General features: G+C 29.5%; 17 protein-coding genes. 4 read left to right on the forward strand and 13 right to left on the reverse strand.

Features of this window, described 5'->3' with window-relative positions; genetic code table 11:
* Window positions 1-17 precede the first annotated feature (17 nt).
* On the reverse strand, window positions 18-836 hold the full coding sequence (locus tag DIS07_RS10495; RefSeq protein ID WP_109405207.1) for a lysophospholipid acyltransferase family protein: 819 nt from the start codon (window positions 834-836) through the stop codon (window positions 18-20).
* 56 nt (window positions 837-892) lie between these two features.
* Entirely contained in the window at window positions 893-1,519 is a 627-nt protein-coding gene (locus DIS07_RS10500) for an NUDIX hydrolase (RefSeq protein WP_109405208.1), read from the reverse strand.
* A gap of 82 nt (window positions 1,520-1,601) precedes the next feature.
* On the opposite strand from DIS07_RS10500, the gene DIS07_RS10505 reads away from it, so the two are divergent.
* Complete coding sequence (locus tag DIS07_RS10505; RefSeq protein ID WP_109405209.1) at window positions 1,602-1,871, forward strand: hypothetical protein; 270 nt, start codon at window positions 1,602-1,604, stop codon at window positions 1,869-1,871.
* Between the two features lie 2 nt (window positions 1,872-1,873).
* On the opposite strand, the gene DIS07_RS10510 is transcribed toward DIS07_RS10505, so the two are convergent.
* From DIS07_RS10510 to DIS07_RS10545, 8 genes are all read right to left on the reverse strand, one after another.
* Window positions 1,874-2,179 (reverse strand): DUF6787 family protein, encoded by a 306-nt coding sequence (locus DIS07_RS10510; RefSeq protein ID WP_109405210.1) that lies wholly within the window; start codon window positions 2,177-2,179, stop codon window positions 1,874-1,876.
* Between the two features lie 7 nt (window positions 2,180-2,186).
* The gene (lgt, locus tag DIS07_RS10515; protein WP_109405211.1) at window positions 2,187-3,020 is read right to left on the reverse strand and encodes a prolipoprotein diacylglyceryl transferase; all 834 of its coding nucleotides are present in this window, start codon (window positions 3,018-3,020) and stop codon (window positions 2,187-2,189) included.
* Between the two features lie 88 nt (window positions 3,021-3,108).
* Window positions 3,109-3,342 carry a membrane protein insertion efficiency factor YidD gene (gene yidD / locus DIS07_RS10520; protein ID WP_109405212.1) on the reverse strand — a complete coding sequence of 78 codons (234 nt, stop codon included), beginning with the start codon at window positions 3,340-3,342 and terminating at the stop codon, window positions 3,109-3,111.
* 1 nt (window position 3,343) lies between these two features.
* On the reverse strand, window positions 3,344-4,822 hold the full coding sequence (cysS, locus tag DIS07_RS10525) for a cysteine--tRNA ligase (protein ID WP_109405213.1): 1,479 nt from the start codon (window positions 4,820-4,822) through the stop codon (window positions 3,344-3,346).
* A gap of 97 nt (window positions 4,823-4,919) precedes the next feature.
* Window positions 4,920-6,278: a hypothetical protein gene (locus tag DIS07_RS10530; RefSeq protein WP_109405214.1), complete on the reverse strand. Its 1,359-nt coding sequence runs from the start codon at window positions 6,276-6,278 to the stop codon at window positions 4,920-4,922.
* Window positions 6,259-6,819 carry a hypothetical protein gene (locus tag DIS07_RS10535; RefSeq protein WP_109405215.1) on the reverse strand — a complete coding sequence of 187 codons (561 nt, stop codon included), beginning with the start codon at window positions 6,817-6,819 and terminating at the stop codon, window positions 6,259-6,261. The genes DIS07_RS10530 and DIS07_RS10535 overlap by 20 nt, the downstream gene beginning before the upstream one ends.
* On the reverse strand, window positions 6,803-7,360 hold the full coding sequence (locus DIS07_RS10540; protein WP_109405216.1) for an RNA polymerase sigma factor: 558 nt from the start codon (window positions 7,358-7,360) through the stop codon (window positions 6,803-6,805). The genes DIS07_RS10535 and DIS07_RS10540 overlap by 17 nt, the downstream gene beginning before the upstream one ends.
* Window positions 7,361-7,440: 80 nt before the next feature.
* Window positions 7,441-9,324 carry a tetratricopeptide repeat-containing sensor histidine kinase gene (locus DIS07_RS10545; RefSeq protein WP_109405217.1) on the reverse strand — a complete coding sequence of 628 codons (1,884 nt, stop codon included), beginning with the start codon at window positions 9,322-9,324 and terminating at the stop codon, window positions 7,441-7,443.
* A 100-nt stretch (window positions 9,325-9,424) separates the two neighbouring features.
* Here DIS07_RS10545 and meaB point away from each other — a divergent pair, with 100 nt between their 5' ends.
* The gene (meaB, locus tag DIS07_RS10550) at window positions 9,425-10,498 is read left to right on the forward strand and encodes a methylmalonyl Co-A mutase-associated GTPase MeaB (RefSeq protein ID WP_109405218.1); all 1,074 of its coding nucleotides are present in this window, start codon (window positions 9,425-9,427) and stop codon (window positions 10,496-10,498) included.
* Between the two features lie 55 nt (window positions 10,499-10,553).
* Here meaB and DIS07_RS10555 read toward each other — a convergent pair whose 3' ends face one another.
* Entirely contained in the window at window positions 10,554-11,492 is a 939-nt protein-coding gene (locus DIS07_RS10555) for a hypothetical protein (RefSeq protein ID WP_109405219.1), read from the reverse strand.
* A gap of 181 nt (window positions 11,493-11,673) precedes the next feature.
* Here DIS07_RS10555 and DIS07_RS10560 point away from each other — a divergent pair, with 181 nt between their 5' ends.
* Complete coding sequence (locus DIS07_RS10560) at window positions 11,674-11,970, forward strand: putative quinol monooxygenase (RefSeq protein ID WP_109405220.1); 297 nt, start codon at window positions 11,674-11,676, stop codon at window positions 11,968-11,970.
* A gap of 31 nt (window positions 11,971-12,001) precedes the next feature.
* Here DIS07_RS10560 and DIS07_RS10565 read toward each other — a convergent pair whose 3' ends face one another.
* Window positions 12,002-13,195, reverse strand: a complete 1,194-nt coding sequence (locus DIS07_RS10565; RefSeq protein WP_235869125.1) for a serine hydrolase domain-containing protein — start codon at window positions 13,193-13,195, stop codon at window positions 12,002-12,004.
* 51 nt (window positions 13,196-13,246) lie between these two features.
* Window positions 13,247-15,343, reverse strand: coding sequence for an ATP-dependent DNA helicase RecG (recG, locus tag DIS07_RS10570; RefSeq protein ID WP_109405222.1), 2,097 nt, complete (start codon window positions 15,341-15,343; stop codon window positions 13,247-13,249).
* Window positions 15,344-15,444: 101 nt separating this feature from the next.
* Here recG and DIS07_RS10575 point away from each other — a divergent pair, with 101 nt between their 5' ends.
* A complete protein-coding gene (locus DIS07_RS10575) occupies window positions 15,445-16,659 on the forward strand; it encodes an RsmB/NOP family class I SAM-dependent RNA methyltransferase (RefSeq protein ID WP_109405223.1) in 1,215 nt (404 codons plus the stop codon).
* Window positions 16,660-16,682 lie beyond the last annotated feature (23 nt).

Below are 16,682 nucleotides of genomic sequence, written 5' to 3' on the forward strand. Positions count from 1 at the left end.
ATATTTGTAATCTTATTTTAAGAACTCCAAAACTCTCGTTTTTTATTTAATTCTTCTTCTTCTTTTAAATATTCTTCCGCATCTTTTTTAGAAAGCACTTTTAAGAAAGATGGATGTTGTTCTATTGCATATTCTATTTTTGTAACAATATCGGCAATTTCTTCATTATCATAATCGATTTCTAAAGGTTCTTTTATAACCATAGATTGCAATACGTTGCGCTTTTTAATATTCAATCCTTTTTTATCAAAAGAACGTCTAAAACCATCTATAACTATAGGTACAACTACAGGTTTAAAAGTTTTAATAATATGTGCTGTACCTCTTCTAATAGGTTTAAAAGGTGTTGTTGTTCCTTGCGGAAAAGTAATTACCCAACCATCCTTTATAGCTTTACCGATATTAGATATGTCAGAGTTTTTTACTTGTCTATTTACATTTTTCCCCGCGCTTCTCCATGTTCTGTCAATAGAAACAGAGCCTGCATATGCAAACAATTTTGGCAACAAACCTGCTCGCATTGTTTCGCCAGCAGCTACAAAATAAATATTCAATTTTGGATTCCAAATGTAACCTACATTTTTTATAGAATCATCTCTACCACTTAAAGCCGCATTAAACACATGAAACATTGCTGCAACGTCTGCAAAATAAGTTTGGTGATTTGAAATAAATAAGACTCCAGATTCTGGTAAATTTCTTAGAATTTCTGATCCTTCTATATGCAAACTATTAAATTTACGATATCGTCCATGGGAAACGAGCCCAAAAATTCTTATAATCCACTTTTTTAGAAATAAAATATGTCCAAATGGATTCCTTTTAAATAAAGGCATTCTAGTTAGTTTTTACTTGGTTTTTACAAATCTACAAAAACAATTAAGAAAGAGAACTATCTAAAGAGTTCTTTAATTTCTGAAAGCATCATAGCTGTAGCTCCCCAAACGATGTAATCATTTAATTTAAAGCAAGGTACATCTATATTATCCATATATGAGGTATTCATATTTATCCATGTTAAATTTATATCATCCAACAAATCGTTCAATAAAACTTCTATAGTTTTATTTACTTCGTGATTTTTAATAAAATTAGGTTTATGATTTACAAAACCTAAAAAGGGTGTCGCTAAAAAATTACTTGGCGGAATGTAAACATCAGTTAATTCTCTTATAATATGTATCGATGACTCTTTAATTCCTACTTCTTCATTTGCCTCTCTTAAAGCTGTGGATTCTAAATTTTTATCTGTTTTTTCAATTTTTCCACCAGGAAAACTTATTTGAGCAGAATGTGTACCCTTGTAACTTGCTCTCTTTGTTAATAAGAAACAGGTTTCATTTGCATTATTGGGGTAAAACAAAGCTAAAACAGCAGCTTTTTTAGGATTATTTGCAATAATTTTATCTTTATCATATTTAAGACGTAATTTAGGTGCTAATTTAAACTGAGCATCTAAGCCTCCTAATTTAGTAGTTTTTAATTCTTCTAATTTATTTTTGAAATCGTTAAAATTCACGAGAAATATTTACTTTTAACAAACTTATCAATTCACTTTTAAATATAATAGTATTTGGCAAGAATTTTGATTTAATAGAATTATGAGTAAAAATTATAAAAAATTAGCGTTAAGTATTGCTTTTGATGCCATTGGTATGATACCTATTCCTTTTTTTGATTTGCTTTGGGCGCCAACCTCTGGTTATTTAATGACCAAAATGTATAAAGGAAAAGAAGGTAAAATTGCAGGTATTATCAGTTTTATAGAAGAAATTATTCCGTTTTCAGATTTTATCCCAACATTTACAATTATGTGGTTTTACACTTATGTGTTTCATAAAAAGGAAGATGATAAGATTATTGAGCTTTAGTTCTATTTTTTAAATAGAAACCCTAAACCTAATCTTGATAAAAACTTCTTTTCAAACTCCCAAAAGAATTTAAACTGACCAAATATCCAGCCCACAAGAGGCAGTGTTAATTGATAAATTGGGAAAATTAAAAGAATTCTTAGTGGCCAATAAATCCAACCCGATATTGCATCAGGGTTTAGCCCTAAAAAGTTGCAAACCGGTTTCGCAACCCAAGCTGCAAAAGAACCATTGACTGCAAAAGCACAAAAAATAAAAAGAATTGCCCAATTACTTTCTATCCCCCAACGTTGTTTTAATTTTTCCATAATAAATTTAAGCTTCTTTTTTTGACGTTCTAAACATCAACCATATTCCTATTAACACTAAAGGTATACTTAATACTTGTCCGGTATTTAATGGACTAAAAAACCACTCTTCTCCACGTTGTTGTACCTGTGGCTCTTTTAAAAATTCTATTACAAAACGTAAAGACCAGAGAACTACCATAAACAAACCAAACAAATAACCCGTTTGTTGTTTTTTATCTGTTTTCCAATACAAGTGCCACATTACAAAAAAGAGTATTAAATAACTGAAAGCCTCATACAACTGAGTTGGATGTCTTGCCGCTTTTTCTCCAGCTGCTTTAAAAATAACTCCAAAATTAGAACCTGTTTCTTTTCCATAAATTTCTGAATTAAAAAAGTTTCCAAGTCGGATAAAAAAACCAGCCAACGCAACCATTATCGCTAATCGATCTAAAATAAATAACCAAGGTTTTTGTAAATGCTTTTTAGCATAAAAGTACATTGCTATCGGAATTGCTATAGCTGCTCCATGACTAGCAAAACCAGTAAATCCAGTGAATTTCCAAGAACCATTAATTTGCTTAAATGGTAAAATTATTTCTAATAAATGATCTTTATAATGATCCCAACTATAGAAGAAAACGTCACCTAAACGCATACCAATTAACATAGAAACAAAAACATACATAAAAATTACATCAAGCTTTTCTGCTGGTATTTTATCTTCAATGTAGATTTTTTTCATCAAACGCAAACCTAACAAGAATGCTGCTACAAACATTAAGCTATACCAACGAATGGTAAAGAAACCTAAATCTATTCCTATTGAAGGATCCCAAGTAATTGCTAAAAAACTCATATTTTTATTCTTTTTTTGTTATTGCGAATGTAATGAAGCCATTTGTATCCTAAAAAGATTACTTCATTATTTTACTTGTAATACTGTATTATTTATCTTTTTCTGGAACAGGATCATACCCACTTCCACCCCAAGGGTGACAACTAAAAATCCTTTTTAAAGCTAACCAACCACCTGAAAAAAAACCGTGTTTTTGTAATGCTTCTATGGTATAATGAGAACAACTTGGGCTATACCTACAAGTTGCTGGTGTATATGGTGAAATGGCTATCTGATAAAAACGAACCAATAAAATAAATGGATATGTCAATATTTTTTTCAACTTAATTTATTGAAAAGGTTGTTCCTTCTCTTCCGTCTTTTAATTGAATGCCAAGTTCAATTAACTCATCTCTAATTTGATCAGATAAAGCCCAATTTTTATTTTCTCTGGCTTCTTTTCGAAGTTTTATTAATAATTCTACAACTCCATTTATTTTATCAGAGCTGTCTTGGGTTGCTTCATTCATCAACCCTAAAACATCAAAAACAAATGCGTGTATAGTTGCTTTAAATTCTGATAAATCATCAGCATTTAAAGTAGCATTATTTTCTTTAATTTGATTAATAACTTTTACCGCTTCAAATAAATGTGAAATTAAAATAGGTGTATTAAAATCGTCATTCATTGCTGCATAACAATCTGATTTCCATTTTTTGACATCAAATGTTGATGCGTTTCCTGGATTAACTTTTTCTAAAAACTGAACAGCTTCCATCAATTTCGCATGCCCTTTTTCTGAAGCTTCTAAAGCATCACCAGAAAAATCTAAGATACTTCTGTAATTAGCTTGCATATTGAAGAAACGAACTACTGAGGCAGAAAATGGTTTTGGTAAAATGTTATTTTCGCCTGATAAAATCTCATTAGGTAAAATGTAATTACCAGTTGATTTTGCCATTCTCTGACCATTTAAGGATAACATGTTTGTATGCATCCAATAATTTACTGGTTTTACACCTGAGCAAGTTTGAGATTGTGCAATTTCACATTCGTGATGTGGGAATTTTAAATCCATTCCACCTCCGTGAATGTCAAATTGCTCGCCTAAATATTTTGTACTCATTACAGAGCATTCTAAATGCCAACCCGGAAAACCATCAGACCAAGGAGAAGGCCAACGCATAATATGACGTTCATCAGCTTTTTTCCAAAGTGCAAAATCTTGAGGATTTTTCTTATCTGATTGTCCGTCTAAAACACGTGTATTATGAATTAAATCTTCAACTTTTCTTCCGGAGAGAATTCCGTAATTTTCTTTTTTGTTGTATTCGTGCACATCAAAATATACAGAACCATTTACTTCGTAAGCAAAACCTTTTTCGATGATTTCTTTAATCATTTCTATCTGCTCAACAATATGCCCTGTTGCAGTTGGTTCTATACTTGGTGGTAAAAAATTGTAATTTTTTAATACGTTATGAAAATCGACAGTATACATTTGTACAACCTCCATAGGTTCTATTTGTTCTAAACGCGCTTTTTTTGCAATTTTGTCTTCACCTTGTTCTGCATCATTTTCTAAATGCCCTGCATCTGTAATATTACGAACATAACGTACTTTATATTCTAAATGTAATAGATATCTGTACACAACATCGAAAAACATAAAGGTTCTTACATTTCCTAAATGCGCATTACTATAAACTGTGGGTCCACAAACGTACATACCAACGTATCCGTCTGTTAATGGTTTAAAATTCTCTTTTTGTTTAGAGAGAGAATTATATATTTTAAGTTGATTTTCTTTGTAGCGTTCCATTAAATAAGTGACTATTTACAGCGGATAAAGATAGGCACTTTAGAAAGAATAGAGAAATGGAAAATGTTAGAAGTTTGATAAAGAAGTATGAGGTATTTTATTTAATAATGATACTACTATACTCTCCTAAAACTTTGACAAGATTATTAGAAGTTTTGTTTTTACTAAATAGAGCTGTTCTTTTATTATCTAATTTTACCCTATTTACTTCGTATTTAAACCTAGAAGCCACTTTACCAAGAGTAATAGTAGCATCTGAATAACTTAAATCTAGAATAAATTCAGTAAAATTAGGGTGAAAACTTTCTATAATTAATTTTCCGAATTTATCTTTAACTTTTGCTTTTTCATTAATTCTTAAAATATTTACACCAGAAGAATTGTTGGATAAAAAGGCATTAGTAACTGATGCAATTTTTGCATCAGTTACATTATTTAAAAATAAACTACAAGTGTTTAGGTTGTTGATGTTTACTTTAGAATAATCTATAGTTAGCTTTCCTCCTATTAAATTATTCGCATTAAAAGAACCATACTTTACATTACCGGAAGCTACTGTATTAGGTAATTTTACTTTACAATGACGTGTGTTTAAATCAAAAGTAGCATTCTTAGGCACCTTAATTTCTAGTCTCTTTTTAATTTTAATTTCTTTACCATCAATGATTAATTTACCAGAATCATTAGAATGAAAATTAAACTTTATTTCTTTTAATTTTGCTTGAGCTTTTGCTAATTTTTCTTTAATTTTTATTTTATCTACTTTGGCAAATTCTACTTTGGCTTTAGCAAATTGTTTTTTCATTTTAGCTTTAGACTCTTTGAATTCTTTTCGCAATTTCTCTTTGCTTTCCGCCATTTTCTTCTTTAACTCTTTGTATTTTTTTGTCTTTTTGAAGGCTTCCCATTCTTTTTTTGTTTTAATCACGATTTTATCTTTTCCATCATTCCATCTAAAATCATATCGTCCATTTTTGCCAATAGAATCCTCCAAATCATCTAAATCTTCGAAGTCAAAATCGAAATCTGACATAAAATCAAAATTCATTTCAGGAAGTACAATAACATCTATATCGGGTATATTAATATCTGGGAAAGAAAAATCCATATCGTTAAAGAAAATAAAATCGGTTTTGGCTCCAATTCCATAACTTCCTTTTGAAGTAATCTCTACTTTCCTACTGTTTCCTAAAGCTTCAAAATCCCAATTTTTAAAATATTTTTCAGCTTCTATTTTAGACAATCCTTCTATTTCTATGAAAGCTTGAACTTGAACTTCATTTTTATTCCAAGAGGTTACATTAATTTCTGTATTCGTAGCGTTTATTTCTACTTCTACATCTTTATTTGTTTTAAAGTTTTCAGTAATTTTTTTATCAAATTTTTGAGCAAATGCTGATCCTAAAAAACAGATAGCTACAAAAGTGATGATATTCTTATATGATTTGTGTTTCATTTTGATTTGTATTTAAATTTTTAAGTTGTTGTAATTGCTTTTTCAAGCGTTGTAACAGCTGTAAGCGTAATTGTAAATTACGAATCAATGCATCTATAGTAGCATCATTAACTCCTTTTGTATTGAGCTCTTTAGTTAATGATTTGTATTCTTTAGTAAGTTCTGCTATTTTAAGTAAATAGCCATCTACCATTTCTTTATTTTCATCAGTTAATTCTAGTTGACTAATTTCTAAATTTATACTATTGGTATAATAAGTTTCAATAGTTTGAAACTCTGGAGAAATGCTTCCTAAACTAATTTCTTTTGGAGTTATTTTTGGGTCTTCTTCTATGGTGTTAGAAGGATAAAACTTAATTGCTAAACTAACTAACAAAACAACTGAAGCCGCTATAAATAACCATTCATAGTTTTTTTTCTTTGGTTTATGTTGATGCATTTCTTGTTGTAACAAATCTTCAAATTTAGATGAATGGTTTGCTGACAATTCAACATTTTTTTCTTTGTAATTTTTTAATGATTCTCTAATATCCTTCTGCATAGTTCAAATTTTTTAATTGTTCTTTTAATAGTTTTTTTCCTCTTAACAAGTGTGTTCTAGATGTATTTTCTGTTATTTTTAAAACCTTAGAAATCTCTTGGTGATCATAACCTTCTAATAAATAAAGCGTTAAAACCAGTCTGTATTTTTCTTTTAGATTGTTAATAATGGCTATAATTTTATCAGCAGAAACGTTTTCTTCCACTTTCCAATCTTCATTATCTTCAACTTTGTAGACCTCTTCATTTATGGAAACCAATTCTAACTTTTTCTTCTTTAAATAATCTATACTTTGATTGATGACAATTCTTTTTAACCATGCACCAAAAGCGACTTCATTTTTATAATTTTTAATGTTTTTAAACGCTTTTATAAACGCATCTTGCATTACATCTTCAGCAATAAATCTATCTTTTACATATCGAAAAGCAATATTCAGCATTGCTTGACAATACAAATTATACAACTGAATTTGCGCTTTGGCATTGTTGTTTTTGCATTGGTCAATGATAGGTTGATGTAACTGTTTGGTTGCGTTCATTGATACTTTCTTGTCTTATAGACGATACTTTTTTTGCAGTGTTGCAAAAACACAAAGAATTTATTGAAATTTGTAAAACTCTAAAGTGGAACTCGAATTATTGCACTTGTTCCTGAATTTACACTAGGCTGATAATTAATGGTTCCATGAACCATATCTACTCTACTCTTAATATTTAAAACACCATGTCCTTTTTTACTTTTATGCTGCATTCCAACACCATTGTCTTCAATCATCAGAACTAAATTATCTTCTTGTTTATAGAGCAAAACATTTACTTCTGTTGCATTAGCGTGTTTTATAATATTATTTAGCAATTCTTGAGCAACTCTATATAAACTAATTTCTATGCGTTCATCAAAACGATTATTTACTTCAAAATGTTCAAACTTATATTTGATTTCTGAATAATTAAAAGTTCCATATAACAAATCGTTTATCGCTTCTAATAATCCATTTTCCATTAATGACCTTGGCATCATTTGATGAGAAATATTACGTATTTCATCAGCAGATCTAGAACAATTGGTTAAGATTTTATCTAATTCCTCTTTTTTGGTTTCATCAGTTTCTTTGTTTTTAACATGACCAATTGCCATTTTTAATGCTGCCATTTCTTGTCCAATTCCATCATGTAAATCTTTACTTATTCTTTTACGTTCATCTTCAGATGCTTTAACCACAGCCTCAAAACCTCTTTCTTTTTCATCTAAAATTGCAGCTTGTAGTTTTTGTTTTTGTTTTGCTTTATTTCTGTTGTAGAATAATAATCCTCCTAAAACTAAAAAACCTAAACCTCCAATTAATAATAACTGTGTGTTTCTCTGTGAAGCTATTGTAGCTTCATTTGTCTTAATTTTTAAATTTTGTTTGGTAATTTGTTTTTCTTTCTCAGCTGTTTGGTACTTAACTTCCAGAGTAGAAACTTTTGCAAGATTATTTTCGTTCAGAATAGAGTCTTTATAAATGTTTTTAAGCTTAAAATAATCCAGTGCTTTTTTATAATTTTTCTTTTTGGTTTCTAACACATACAAATAATTGTAATTATCTACTAAATTCAGTTTGTTTTTTAAACGTTTAAATAACTGTAGACTTTCCTTAAGTATCGTTTCTGATTTCTGAAATTGATTAATATTATAATAAGCTTCGCCCAAATTCATTTGTGCAACCCCTACGCTATTTTCATCTTGAAATTCTTTGGCTTTGTTAAGGGATATTTTATAATATTCTATGGCTTTATTAAAATCACTCTTATAGAAATAAATAGCGCCAATGTTAGAATAAATGGGCGCAATCCCCTCAAAATAACCAGTTTCTTCTGTTAATTTTTCAGCTTTTTTATAAACTTTTAATGCATCATCCAATTTACCAAACATTAGAAGCATATTTCCTTTTTCTAAATAAACAGGAGCTAAAACATCTACACCAAGATTTCTAAACTCAGCTATTTCTGTAGCCTTAGTTATTTGATTCAGTGCATCTTTATATTTTTTTAATCTCCAATAATTCTGTCCAATTACTAAATCAGCCATTACTCCTGTTAAAGTATCTTTATTGGAATAAGACAAATCTCTAGCCTTAAAAACATAATCCATTGATATTTCAAAGTCACCTAAGAATTTATAAATAACTCCAAGTCTTTGGTATGCTTTTGCAATTAAAAGTGGATTATTTATGTTTTGAGCAATTCTTAGCGCTATCAATTGCTGCTCTCTAGCTTTATTATATTCTGCTTTTTGTGAATAATAAACTCCTAAAGAAGAGTTATATCTTGATAACCAAGTAGAATCATTTGGTTTTATAGCTTTCTCTAATTTATTAAGATAAAACCTCATTGAATCTAATTGAGCATATTGTGTTCTTACTGTTTTTTCATAAAGAAATTCAAGTTTTTCTTGATAAGTTTCTTGACTATTAACATTCAAAACAAAGAAAAGCAAAACAAGGAAACATCTTTTTTTCATAACACTTATTGATTTAATTAGTTTTATTGTTAAATATAAATTTTATTTTTAAAAGTGTAAACTTTTAATTTTTCAATCCAAAAGTTTATTTTTACAATAGATGTCAAATAAGAACAAATCTACATTACACGAAAAAAAAGGAGTTTCTCAACCAGAAACTACTAGTAAATTAAGTGCCCAAAAAATTAAACTAAATAGAGCCAAAAAAAACTCAGTTAATGAATTTGTAGATAAAATTTTAGAAGGAAATATTACTTTTTTAAGTCGCGCAATTACATTAGTAGAAAGCACAAATGCTAAGCACCAACAAAAATCCAATGAAATTTTAGAACAGTGCTTACCTTATGCTAATAATTCTGTAAGAATTGGAATTACGGGTGTTCCAGGAGTTGGAAAAAGTACTTTTATTGAAGCCTACGGAAGACATCTGACTTCTAAAGGAAAAAAAGTAGCCGTTTTAGCTGTAGATCCTAGTAGTTCTGTAAATAAAGGTTCTATTTTAGGTGATAAAACTAGAATGGAACAGTTAGTTACTGATAAAAATGCATTTATTAGACCTTCTCCTTCTGGAACGTCTTTAGGGGGTGTTGCTCAAAAAACAAGAGAATCAATCATTTTATGTGAAGCAGCTGGTTTTGATACCATTCTGATTGAAACTGTTGGCGTAGGTCAGTCTGAAACTTTGGTACATTCTATGGTCGATTTTTTCTTGCTTTTAAAACTAGCTGGTGCTGGTGATGAATTACAGGGTATTAAAAGGGGTATTATTGAAATGGCAGATGCAATAGTTATCAATAAAGCTGATGGTGATAATGAAAAGAATACAAAAATTGCTAAAGTAGAATTTAATAGAGCACTACATTTATATCCTTTAAAAGAGAGTAAATGGCAACCTAAAGTTTTAACAGCAAGTGCTTTGAAAAATATTGGGATTACTGAAGTTGATGAAATGATTCAACAATATTTTGAGTTAACTAAAGCAAACAATTATTTCTCTCAAAAAAGAAATGACCAAAATAAATATTGGTTAATGTCAACAATCGAGAGACAACTAAAAGACAATTTTTATACGAATCCAAAAATAAAGTTGGCACTAGACAAAGAAATTAAAAATCTAGAAAATGCAAAAACGACTCCGTTTAATGCGGCAAAAAGATTATTAAAATTTGATTAAAATGAAAACAAAAAAAGCCACAATAACTGCAGCTTTTTTTTATTTGGGTTTTGTTTTAATCTATTTCTGCTTTAGAATATGTAGTGTCTGCCCATCTAATTTGAGCTCTACCTCCTTTAACTCTATAAGCACCATATCTAATACCAGATTGTGTTCCTCTATCAGGTTCAGGGATATTCCAATTAAAAGCTGTTCCTCCAATTATAGCATCTGCATAATGTATTTTTTTACTAGCGTCATTAGGATCTTGTCTAAAACCAACTTTTAAGTCTATAGCAATTTCTTCATTCTTTTTTACATTTTTTAGAAAAACAATATCTCTACCAGATCCTTCACCACCTCTTACATTTATTTGTTCTCTGAAAATATCAAAAGAAACTTGAACTTGACTACCATTACTATCAGCTCCATAAACCGGTTTAGCTAAATATAAACAAATTGCAGGGTCTGCTGAACCACCTCCCCCTGTATGCTTTCCTTTGGCTTGCATAATATAAGTTCCATCACTGCTATCACTAGAAGTTTTCCCAACTTCAAGAATTCTAACTGTACCTTTAAAATGTGCAAAACTTCCAACTCCAGTTTTTTGAGACCTCGCCAAAGAACGTTCCATTCTTGGTTGCAAAGTTGTACCTAAATGATTAGAACCATCTGTTATATTATATACTCCCCATTGCTTTCCATTAACGGTGCTTTCGGAATAATCTGAGTAACAAGTTCTATCATCTATTGTTCCAACATTAATTGCATTTGGTAAATCGGGTGCATTTCTTGAAGGATTACTAAATCCATCATTACAAGTTGTATAAGCCCCTACTAATTCATCACTTGCAACCCCAGAATTTGGGTCTGGATCTGGATCCGGGTCAGGATCAACAATAAAATCAACTAGTATTTCATCTGTTTTTTCTTCAGGATCACATGATGTAAATGAAACAAAGAAAATCAAGATTAATATTGAACTGTATTTAAAAGTTAAATTGTATTTTTTCATATGTTTATATTATAGGTTCCCAAAAATAATTTCATGTAATACCTCAACTATCCTGAGCTATCCTGAAAGCTAAGTAATTTAAGACAATTTTATCATTAATGCTATTAAAATAATGATTAAGTGTTAGTTAAAATTATTTTTTATGGTTTTTTCTATATCTTTAAATTATAATTAAATAATAATGAAAAATCAAAAATTAACTATAGTAGCTAAAATTTTAGCAAAACCAGAAAAAAAGACATTAGTAAAAAAAGAATTACTAAAACTGATAGAAACTACGATAGCAGAAAAAGGATGTATTAATTATGATTTACATCAAGATAATGAAAATAAAAACCTATTCTTATTCTATGAAAATTGGGAATCTAGAGAATTATGGCAAAAACATATGAATAATAGCCATTTAGCTGCATATGCTAAAGCTACAGAAGGTGCTATAGATGATTTTAAACTGTTTGAAATGACTCCAATTAGTTAAATAAAAGTTACCATAAATTCTATGATATCAATTAAACTCCAAAATATTGGGATACAATTTTCTTAATTTTTCGATTTAAAGATTTTATCGCATTATAACTTGTGTGTTCTAATACGATAACAACCAAGTCATCATCTAAATAATTGTTAACTCCTGTACTAAAACCATTCCATTTTCCATGATGATATATCGTATTTTCATTTTTTGAATCAATACGAAATCCAAAACCATAAGGTACTTTTCTTCCATATATTGTTTCTCCTTTAGAATACATTAAATTTAAAGATTCCTTAGAAAGTAGTTTACCTGAATTTAACCCGTATGTCCATTTAAACAAATCATCTGCAGTAGAATATACATTTTTGTCTCCTACAACTGCATCATTAACGGTATTTCCTATTTTAATATGTTTCCACCCTCTATACAGTCGATAACCTTTTAATTGGTTTTTGTAAACTTCATCATTCTCACTACTGTATACGTAAGAATGTTTCATTTCTAAAGGATCAAAAATATTTTCTTTAAGAAAATTACTAAAAGAAGTTCCAGAAACTTTTTCTACAATAGAGGCCAGAACAAAATAGCCTGTATTAGAATAATCAAAATTACGTCCTGGTTTAAAAAAACGTCCTACATTAGATGTAGTCAATAGTTTCATCATTTCTTCATTAGTAGGTGCTTTTTTCTTTTTCCATTGATGTTCTGCAACCCAAAAATACTTTGGTAATCCTGCGGTATGATTTAATAGATTTTTAATAGTAACATTTTCGAAAGGAAAATCTGGAAAAAAAGTATTAATAGTGTCGGTAATTTTAATTTTATTTCTCTCGATTAAGAGCATTATTGCAGATGCTGTAAACTGTTTACTTACAGAAGCTAGTTGAAAAGTAGATTCCTCTTTAATTGGTATTTTCTTTCTAAAATCTGCATATCCAATATGATTCTTATAGACTATTTTTTTATTCTTTGCTACCAAAATAGTTCCATGAAAATCGTGTCTTTTGTGAATACGATTTAACAAAGAATCTAATTTTTGTTTTACTTTTTTTGTGAGGCTTTCTGGATAAAATTCTACTGATATCTTTGGTTTAATATCTATTTCATTAGAAGCAACCGCTTTAGAAACCTGCGTATTTTTTTTACCCTCGGAAGTATTACAGGCAAAAATAAAGATGCTAAAAAATGCAATTATAAGAACAGATATGTATTTACTATACTCTTTCAAAAACAAAATTAAAGGTTGGGTAATTTAAACATCATACAACAAAAATAAAAATTAACTAATATTACTCCAAATTTTTGAGGTTTTACTCATTTTAGTTAACGCTTTATTTATGAATATATTTTCTTTTGCATTAAGGTTTGGGTCTTTGTGTAAAACATCTATAGCAGTATTTCTTGCTAGAACTAAAATTTGAGAATCTTTTACAACATCAGCAATTTTAAGATTTAGAACACCACTTTGTTGAGTTCCCATAATGTTTCCTGGACCTCTTAATTTTAAATCAACTTCTGCTATTTTAAAACCATCGGAAGTCTCGGTCATAGTTTTTAATCTTGTTTTTGCTTCAGGTGACAATTTAAAACTAGATAATAAAATACAATAACTTTGATCTGCTCCTCTACCAACTCTTCCTCTTAATTGATGTAGTTGCGATAAACCAAAACGTTCTGCACTTTCTATCACCATAACACTCGCATTAGGCACATTTACACCAACTTCAATAACAGTTGTTGCCACCATTATTTGAGTTTCACCTTTCACAAAACGTTGCATTTCGTATTCTTTATCTGCAGGTTTCATCTTACCGTGAACAATACTAATTTGATATTTTGGTGATGGGAATTCTCGAGAAATACTTTCATAACCATCCATCAAATCTTTATAATCCATGGCTTCTGATTCTTGAATTAAAGGATATACCAAATAAACTTGTCTTCCTTTAGCAATTTCATCCTTTAAAAACTTGAACACAGACAATCTATTGCTATCAAAACGATGAACTGTTTTTACCTCTTTTCTTCCTGGTGGTAATTCATCAATTATAGAAATGTCTAAATCTCCATAAACAGACATTGCCAAAGTTCTTGGAATTGGTGTTGCTGTCATCACTAAAATATGAGGAGGAATAGTATTTTTCATCCACAATTTTGAACGTTGTGCAACACCAAACCTGTGTTGTTCATCTATAATTGCAATTCCTAAATTTTGAAATTTAACTTTATCTTCCAATAAAGCATGAGTTCCTATTAAAATTTTTAAAGTTCCATTTTCTAAACTTTCGTGAATGGCTCTTCTTTTTTTAGTTTTGGTAGAACCAGTCAACAATTCTACTGTCAACATCATATCATGAGTTAACTCTGCAATCGCATTAAAATGTTGTGAGGCTAGAATTTCTGTTGGTGCCATAATAGTGGCTTGAAATCCATTATCTATAGCCAATAACATGGTTAACAAAGCAACAATTGTTTTTCCAGAACCAACATCTCCTTGCAATAAACGATTCATATGCGCACCAGAACCCAAATCTTTACGAATTTCTTTTAAAACTCTTTTTTGAGCGTTGGTTAAGTCAAATGGCAAATGATTTTTATAAAAGTTATTAAAGTTATTACCAACAGTATCAAAAACAAACCCTTTTATTTTTGTTTTGTTGATCAGTTTCTTTCTTACCAAATGTAATTGAATAAAAAACAACTCTTCAAATTTTAACCGATATTGTGCTTTTGCTAAATTCTCTTGACTTTTAGGAAAATGAACATTCAACAATGCATCACGTTTCTGCATCAGTTTAAAATTATCAATTATTTCTACTGATAAACTTTCTTGAATTCCATCATAAACTTGTTGCAGTAAATTCTGAATATAAGTTCGTATAAATTTATTAGAAATTCCAGAGTTTGCTAATTTTTCTGTTGATGGATAAACAGGCTGCATTTTGGTTTGCAACTTTTTTTTATATTCAGTTACCAATTCCATTTCTGGATGCGGAATACTATAACTCCCATTATAATAATTTAATTTACCATAAACTACATAAGGAGTATTCATCTTTAATGAATCTTTAATCCATTTCTGTCCTTTAAACCAAATCAACTCCATACTACCAGAAGCATCTTGAAAAGTAGCCACTAACCTACTACCTCTTTTTTGAGCAACAGATTTTACTTGTGTTATTTTCCCTACAACTTGCACCTCAGAAGAGTTAGGTTGCAATTCATTAATTTGATAAAACCTAGTTTTATCAATATATCGAAAAGGGAAAAAATTCAGTAAATCATTACAAGTTTTTATCCCTAACTCTGTATATAACAAAGTAGCTCTTTGTACACTAATGCCTTTAATATATGTTATGGGATAATCTAAATTCAATTTTAAAATCTATGAATAACGAAAATACAGAAATCGTTATAACTTTAACATAAACTAAACCTTTAATTTACCTTATATTTGCCTCCCACTAATCATTTAACATGAGATTACACAGAAATTTAACTTTTGCTGTCATAGATAGCATCAGAGATATATTCAACGAAGGGGTTTACGCAGATAAAGCTGTAGAAAAAGCATTAAAACGTGATAAACGTTGGGGAGCTAGAGACCGTAAATTTGTTGCAGAAACTATCTACGATATTGTCCGTTGGAACCGATTATATGCTGAAATTGCAGAAGTAAAAGTACCATTTGATAGAGATAATATCTGGAGATTATTTTCCGTTTGGTGCGTTTTAAGAGGGATTGATTTACCAGATTGGAACCAAATTGGAGATGTACCTGTAAGAAGAATTAAAGGTCGTTTTGATGAATTATCTAAAATAAGAAAATTTAGAGAATCAATTCCAGATTGGATGGATGAATTGTGTGTCTCGGAATTAGGGGAAGATACTTGGACTAAAGAAATAGCTGCTTTAAACAAACAAGCAAAAGTTATCTTAAGAACCAACACCTTAAATATTTCTAAAGAGCTTCTTCAAAAAAAATTAAAAGCAGAAAATATAAATACGCAGTTTGTTCCTAATCATTCTGACGCATTAATTCTAGAAGAGAGAACCAATGTATTTAGAACAGATGCATTTCATAATGGTTATTTCGAAGTACAAGATGGTTCCTCTCAATTAGTTGCAGCATATTTAGATGTAAAACCTGGAATGAAAGTTATAGATACTTGTGCTGGCGCTGGAGGAAAAACATTACATTTATCTGCATTAATGGAAAATAAAGGACAAATTATTGCGATGGATATTTACGAAAGTAAATTGAAAAAATTAAAAATTCGAGCAAAAAGAAACAAAGCTCATAACATCACAAATAAAGTTATAGATTCTACTAAACCGATTAAAAAATTATACGGAAAAGCAGATAGAGTTTTAATTGATGCACCTTGTTCTGGTTTAGGTGTTATCCGTAGAAATCCGGATTCTAAATGGAAATTACAACCAGAATTTATAGACAATATAAAAAAGATACAACAAGAGGTTTTACAACAATATTCTAAAATGGTAAAACCAGGTGGAAAAATGGTTTATGCCACTTGCTCTATCTTGCCCTCTGAAAATCAACATCAAGTTGACAATTTTTTAACATCTGAAGCCGGAAAAGAGTTTATATTTGTGAAAGACAAAAAAGTTTTAGCTCATATTTCTGGATTTGATGGATTTTACATGGCTTTATTAGAAAAAAAAATGTAAAAAAAAGAGATTCTTAATTTTTT

The organism is Polaribacter aquimarinus, from assembly GCF_003129485.1.
Taxonomy (GTDB): domain Bacteria; phylum Bacteroidota; class Bacteroidia; order Flavobacteriales; family Flavobacteriaceae; genus Polaribacter; species Polaribacter aquimarinus.

Coding starts and splice junctions, on each gene's coding strand:
- DIS07_RS10495 (WP_109405207.1), bottom strand. CDS start 836: ATGCCTTTATTTAAAAGGAATCCATTTGGACATATTTTATTTCTAAAA.
- DIS07_RS10505 (WP_109405209.1), top strand. CDS start 1,602: ATGAGTAAAAATTATAAAAAATTAGCGTTAAGTATTGCTTTTGATGCC.
- DIS07_RS10510 (WP_109405210.1), bottom strand. CDS start 2,179: ATGGAAAAATTAAAACAACGTTGGGGGATAGAAAGTAATTGGGCAATT.
- lgt (WP_109405211.1), bottom strand. CDS start 3,020: ATGAGTTTTTTAGCAATTACTTGGGATCCTTCAATAGGAATAGATTTA.
- cysS (WP_109405213.1), bottom strand. CDS start 4,822: ATGGAACGCTACAAAGAAAATCAACTTAAAATATATAATTCTCTCTCT.
- DIS07_RS10530 (WP_109405214.1), bottom strand. CDS start 6,278: ATGAAACACAAATCATATAAGAATATCATCACTTTTGTAGCTATCTGT.
- DIS07_RS10535 (WP_109405215.1), bottom strand. CDS start 6,819: ATGCAGAAGGATATTAGAGAATCATTAAAAAATTACAAAGAAAAAAAT.
- DIS07_RS10540 (WP_109405216.1), bottom strand. CDS start 7,360: ATGAACGCAACCAAACAGTTACATCAACCTATCATTGACCAATGCAAA.
- DIS07_RS10545 (WP_109405217.1), bottom strand. CDS start 9,324: ATGAAAAAAAGATGTTTCCTTGTTTTGCTTTTCTTTGTTTTGAATGTT.
- meaB (WP_109405218.1), top strand. CDS start 9,425: ATGTCAAATAAGAACAAATCTACATTACACGAAAAAAAAGGAGTTTCT.
- DIS07_RS10555 (WP_109405219.1), bottom strand. CDS start 11,492: ATGAAAAAATACAATTTAACTTTTAAATACAGTTCAATATTAATCTTG.
- DIS07_RS10560 (WP_109405220.1), top strand. CDS start 11,674: ATGAAAAATCAAAAATTAACTATAGTAGCTAAAATTTTAGCAAAACCA.
- DIS07_RS10575 (WP_109405223.1), top strand. CDS start 15,445: ATGAGATTACACAGAAATTTAACTTTTGCTGTCATAGATAGCATCAGA.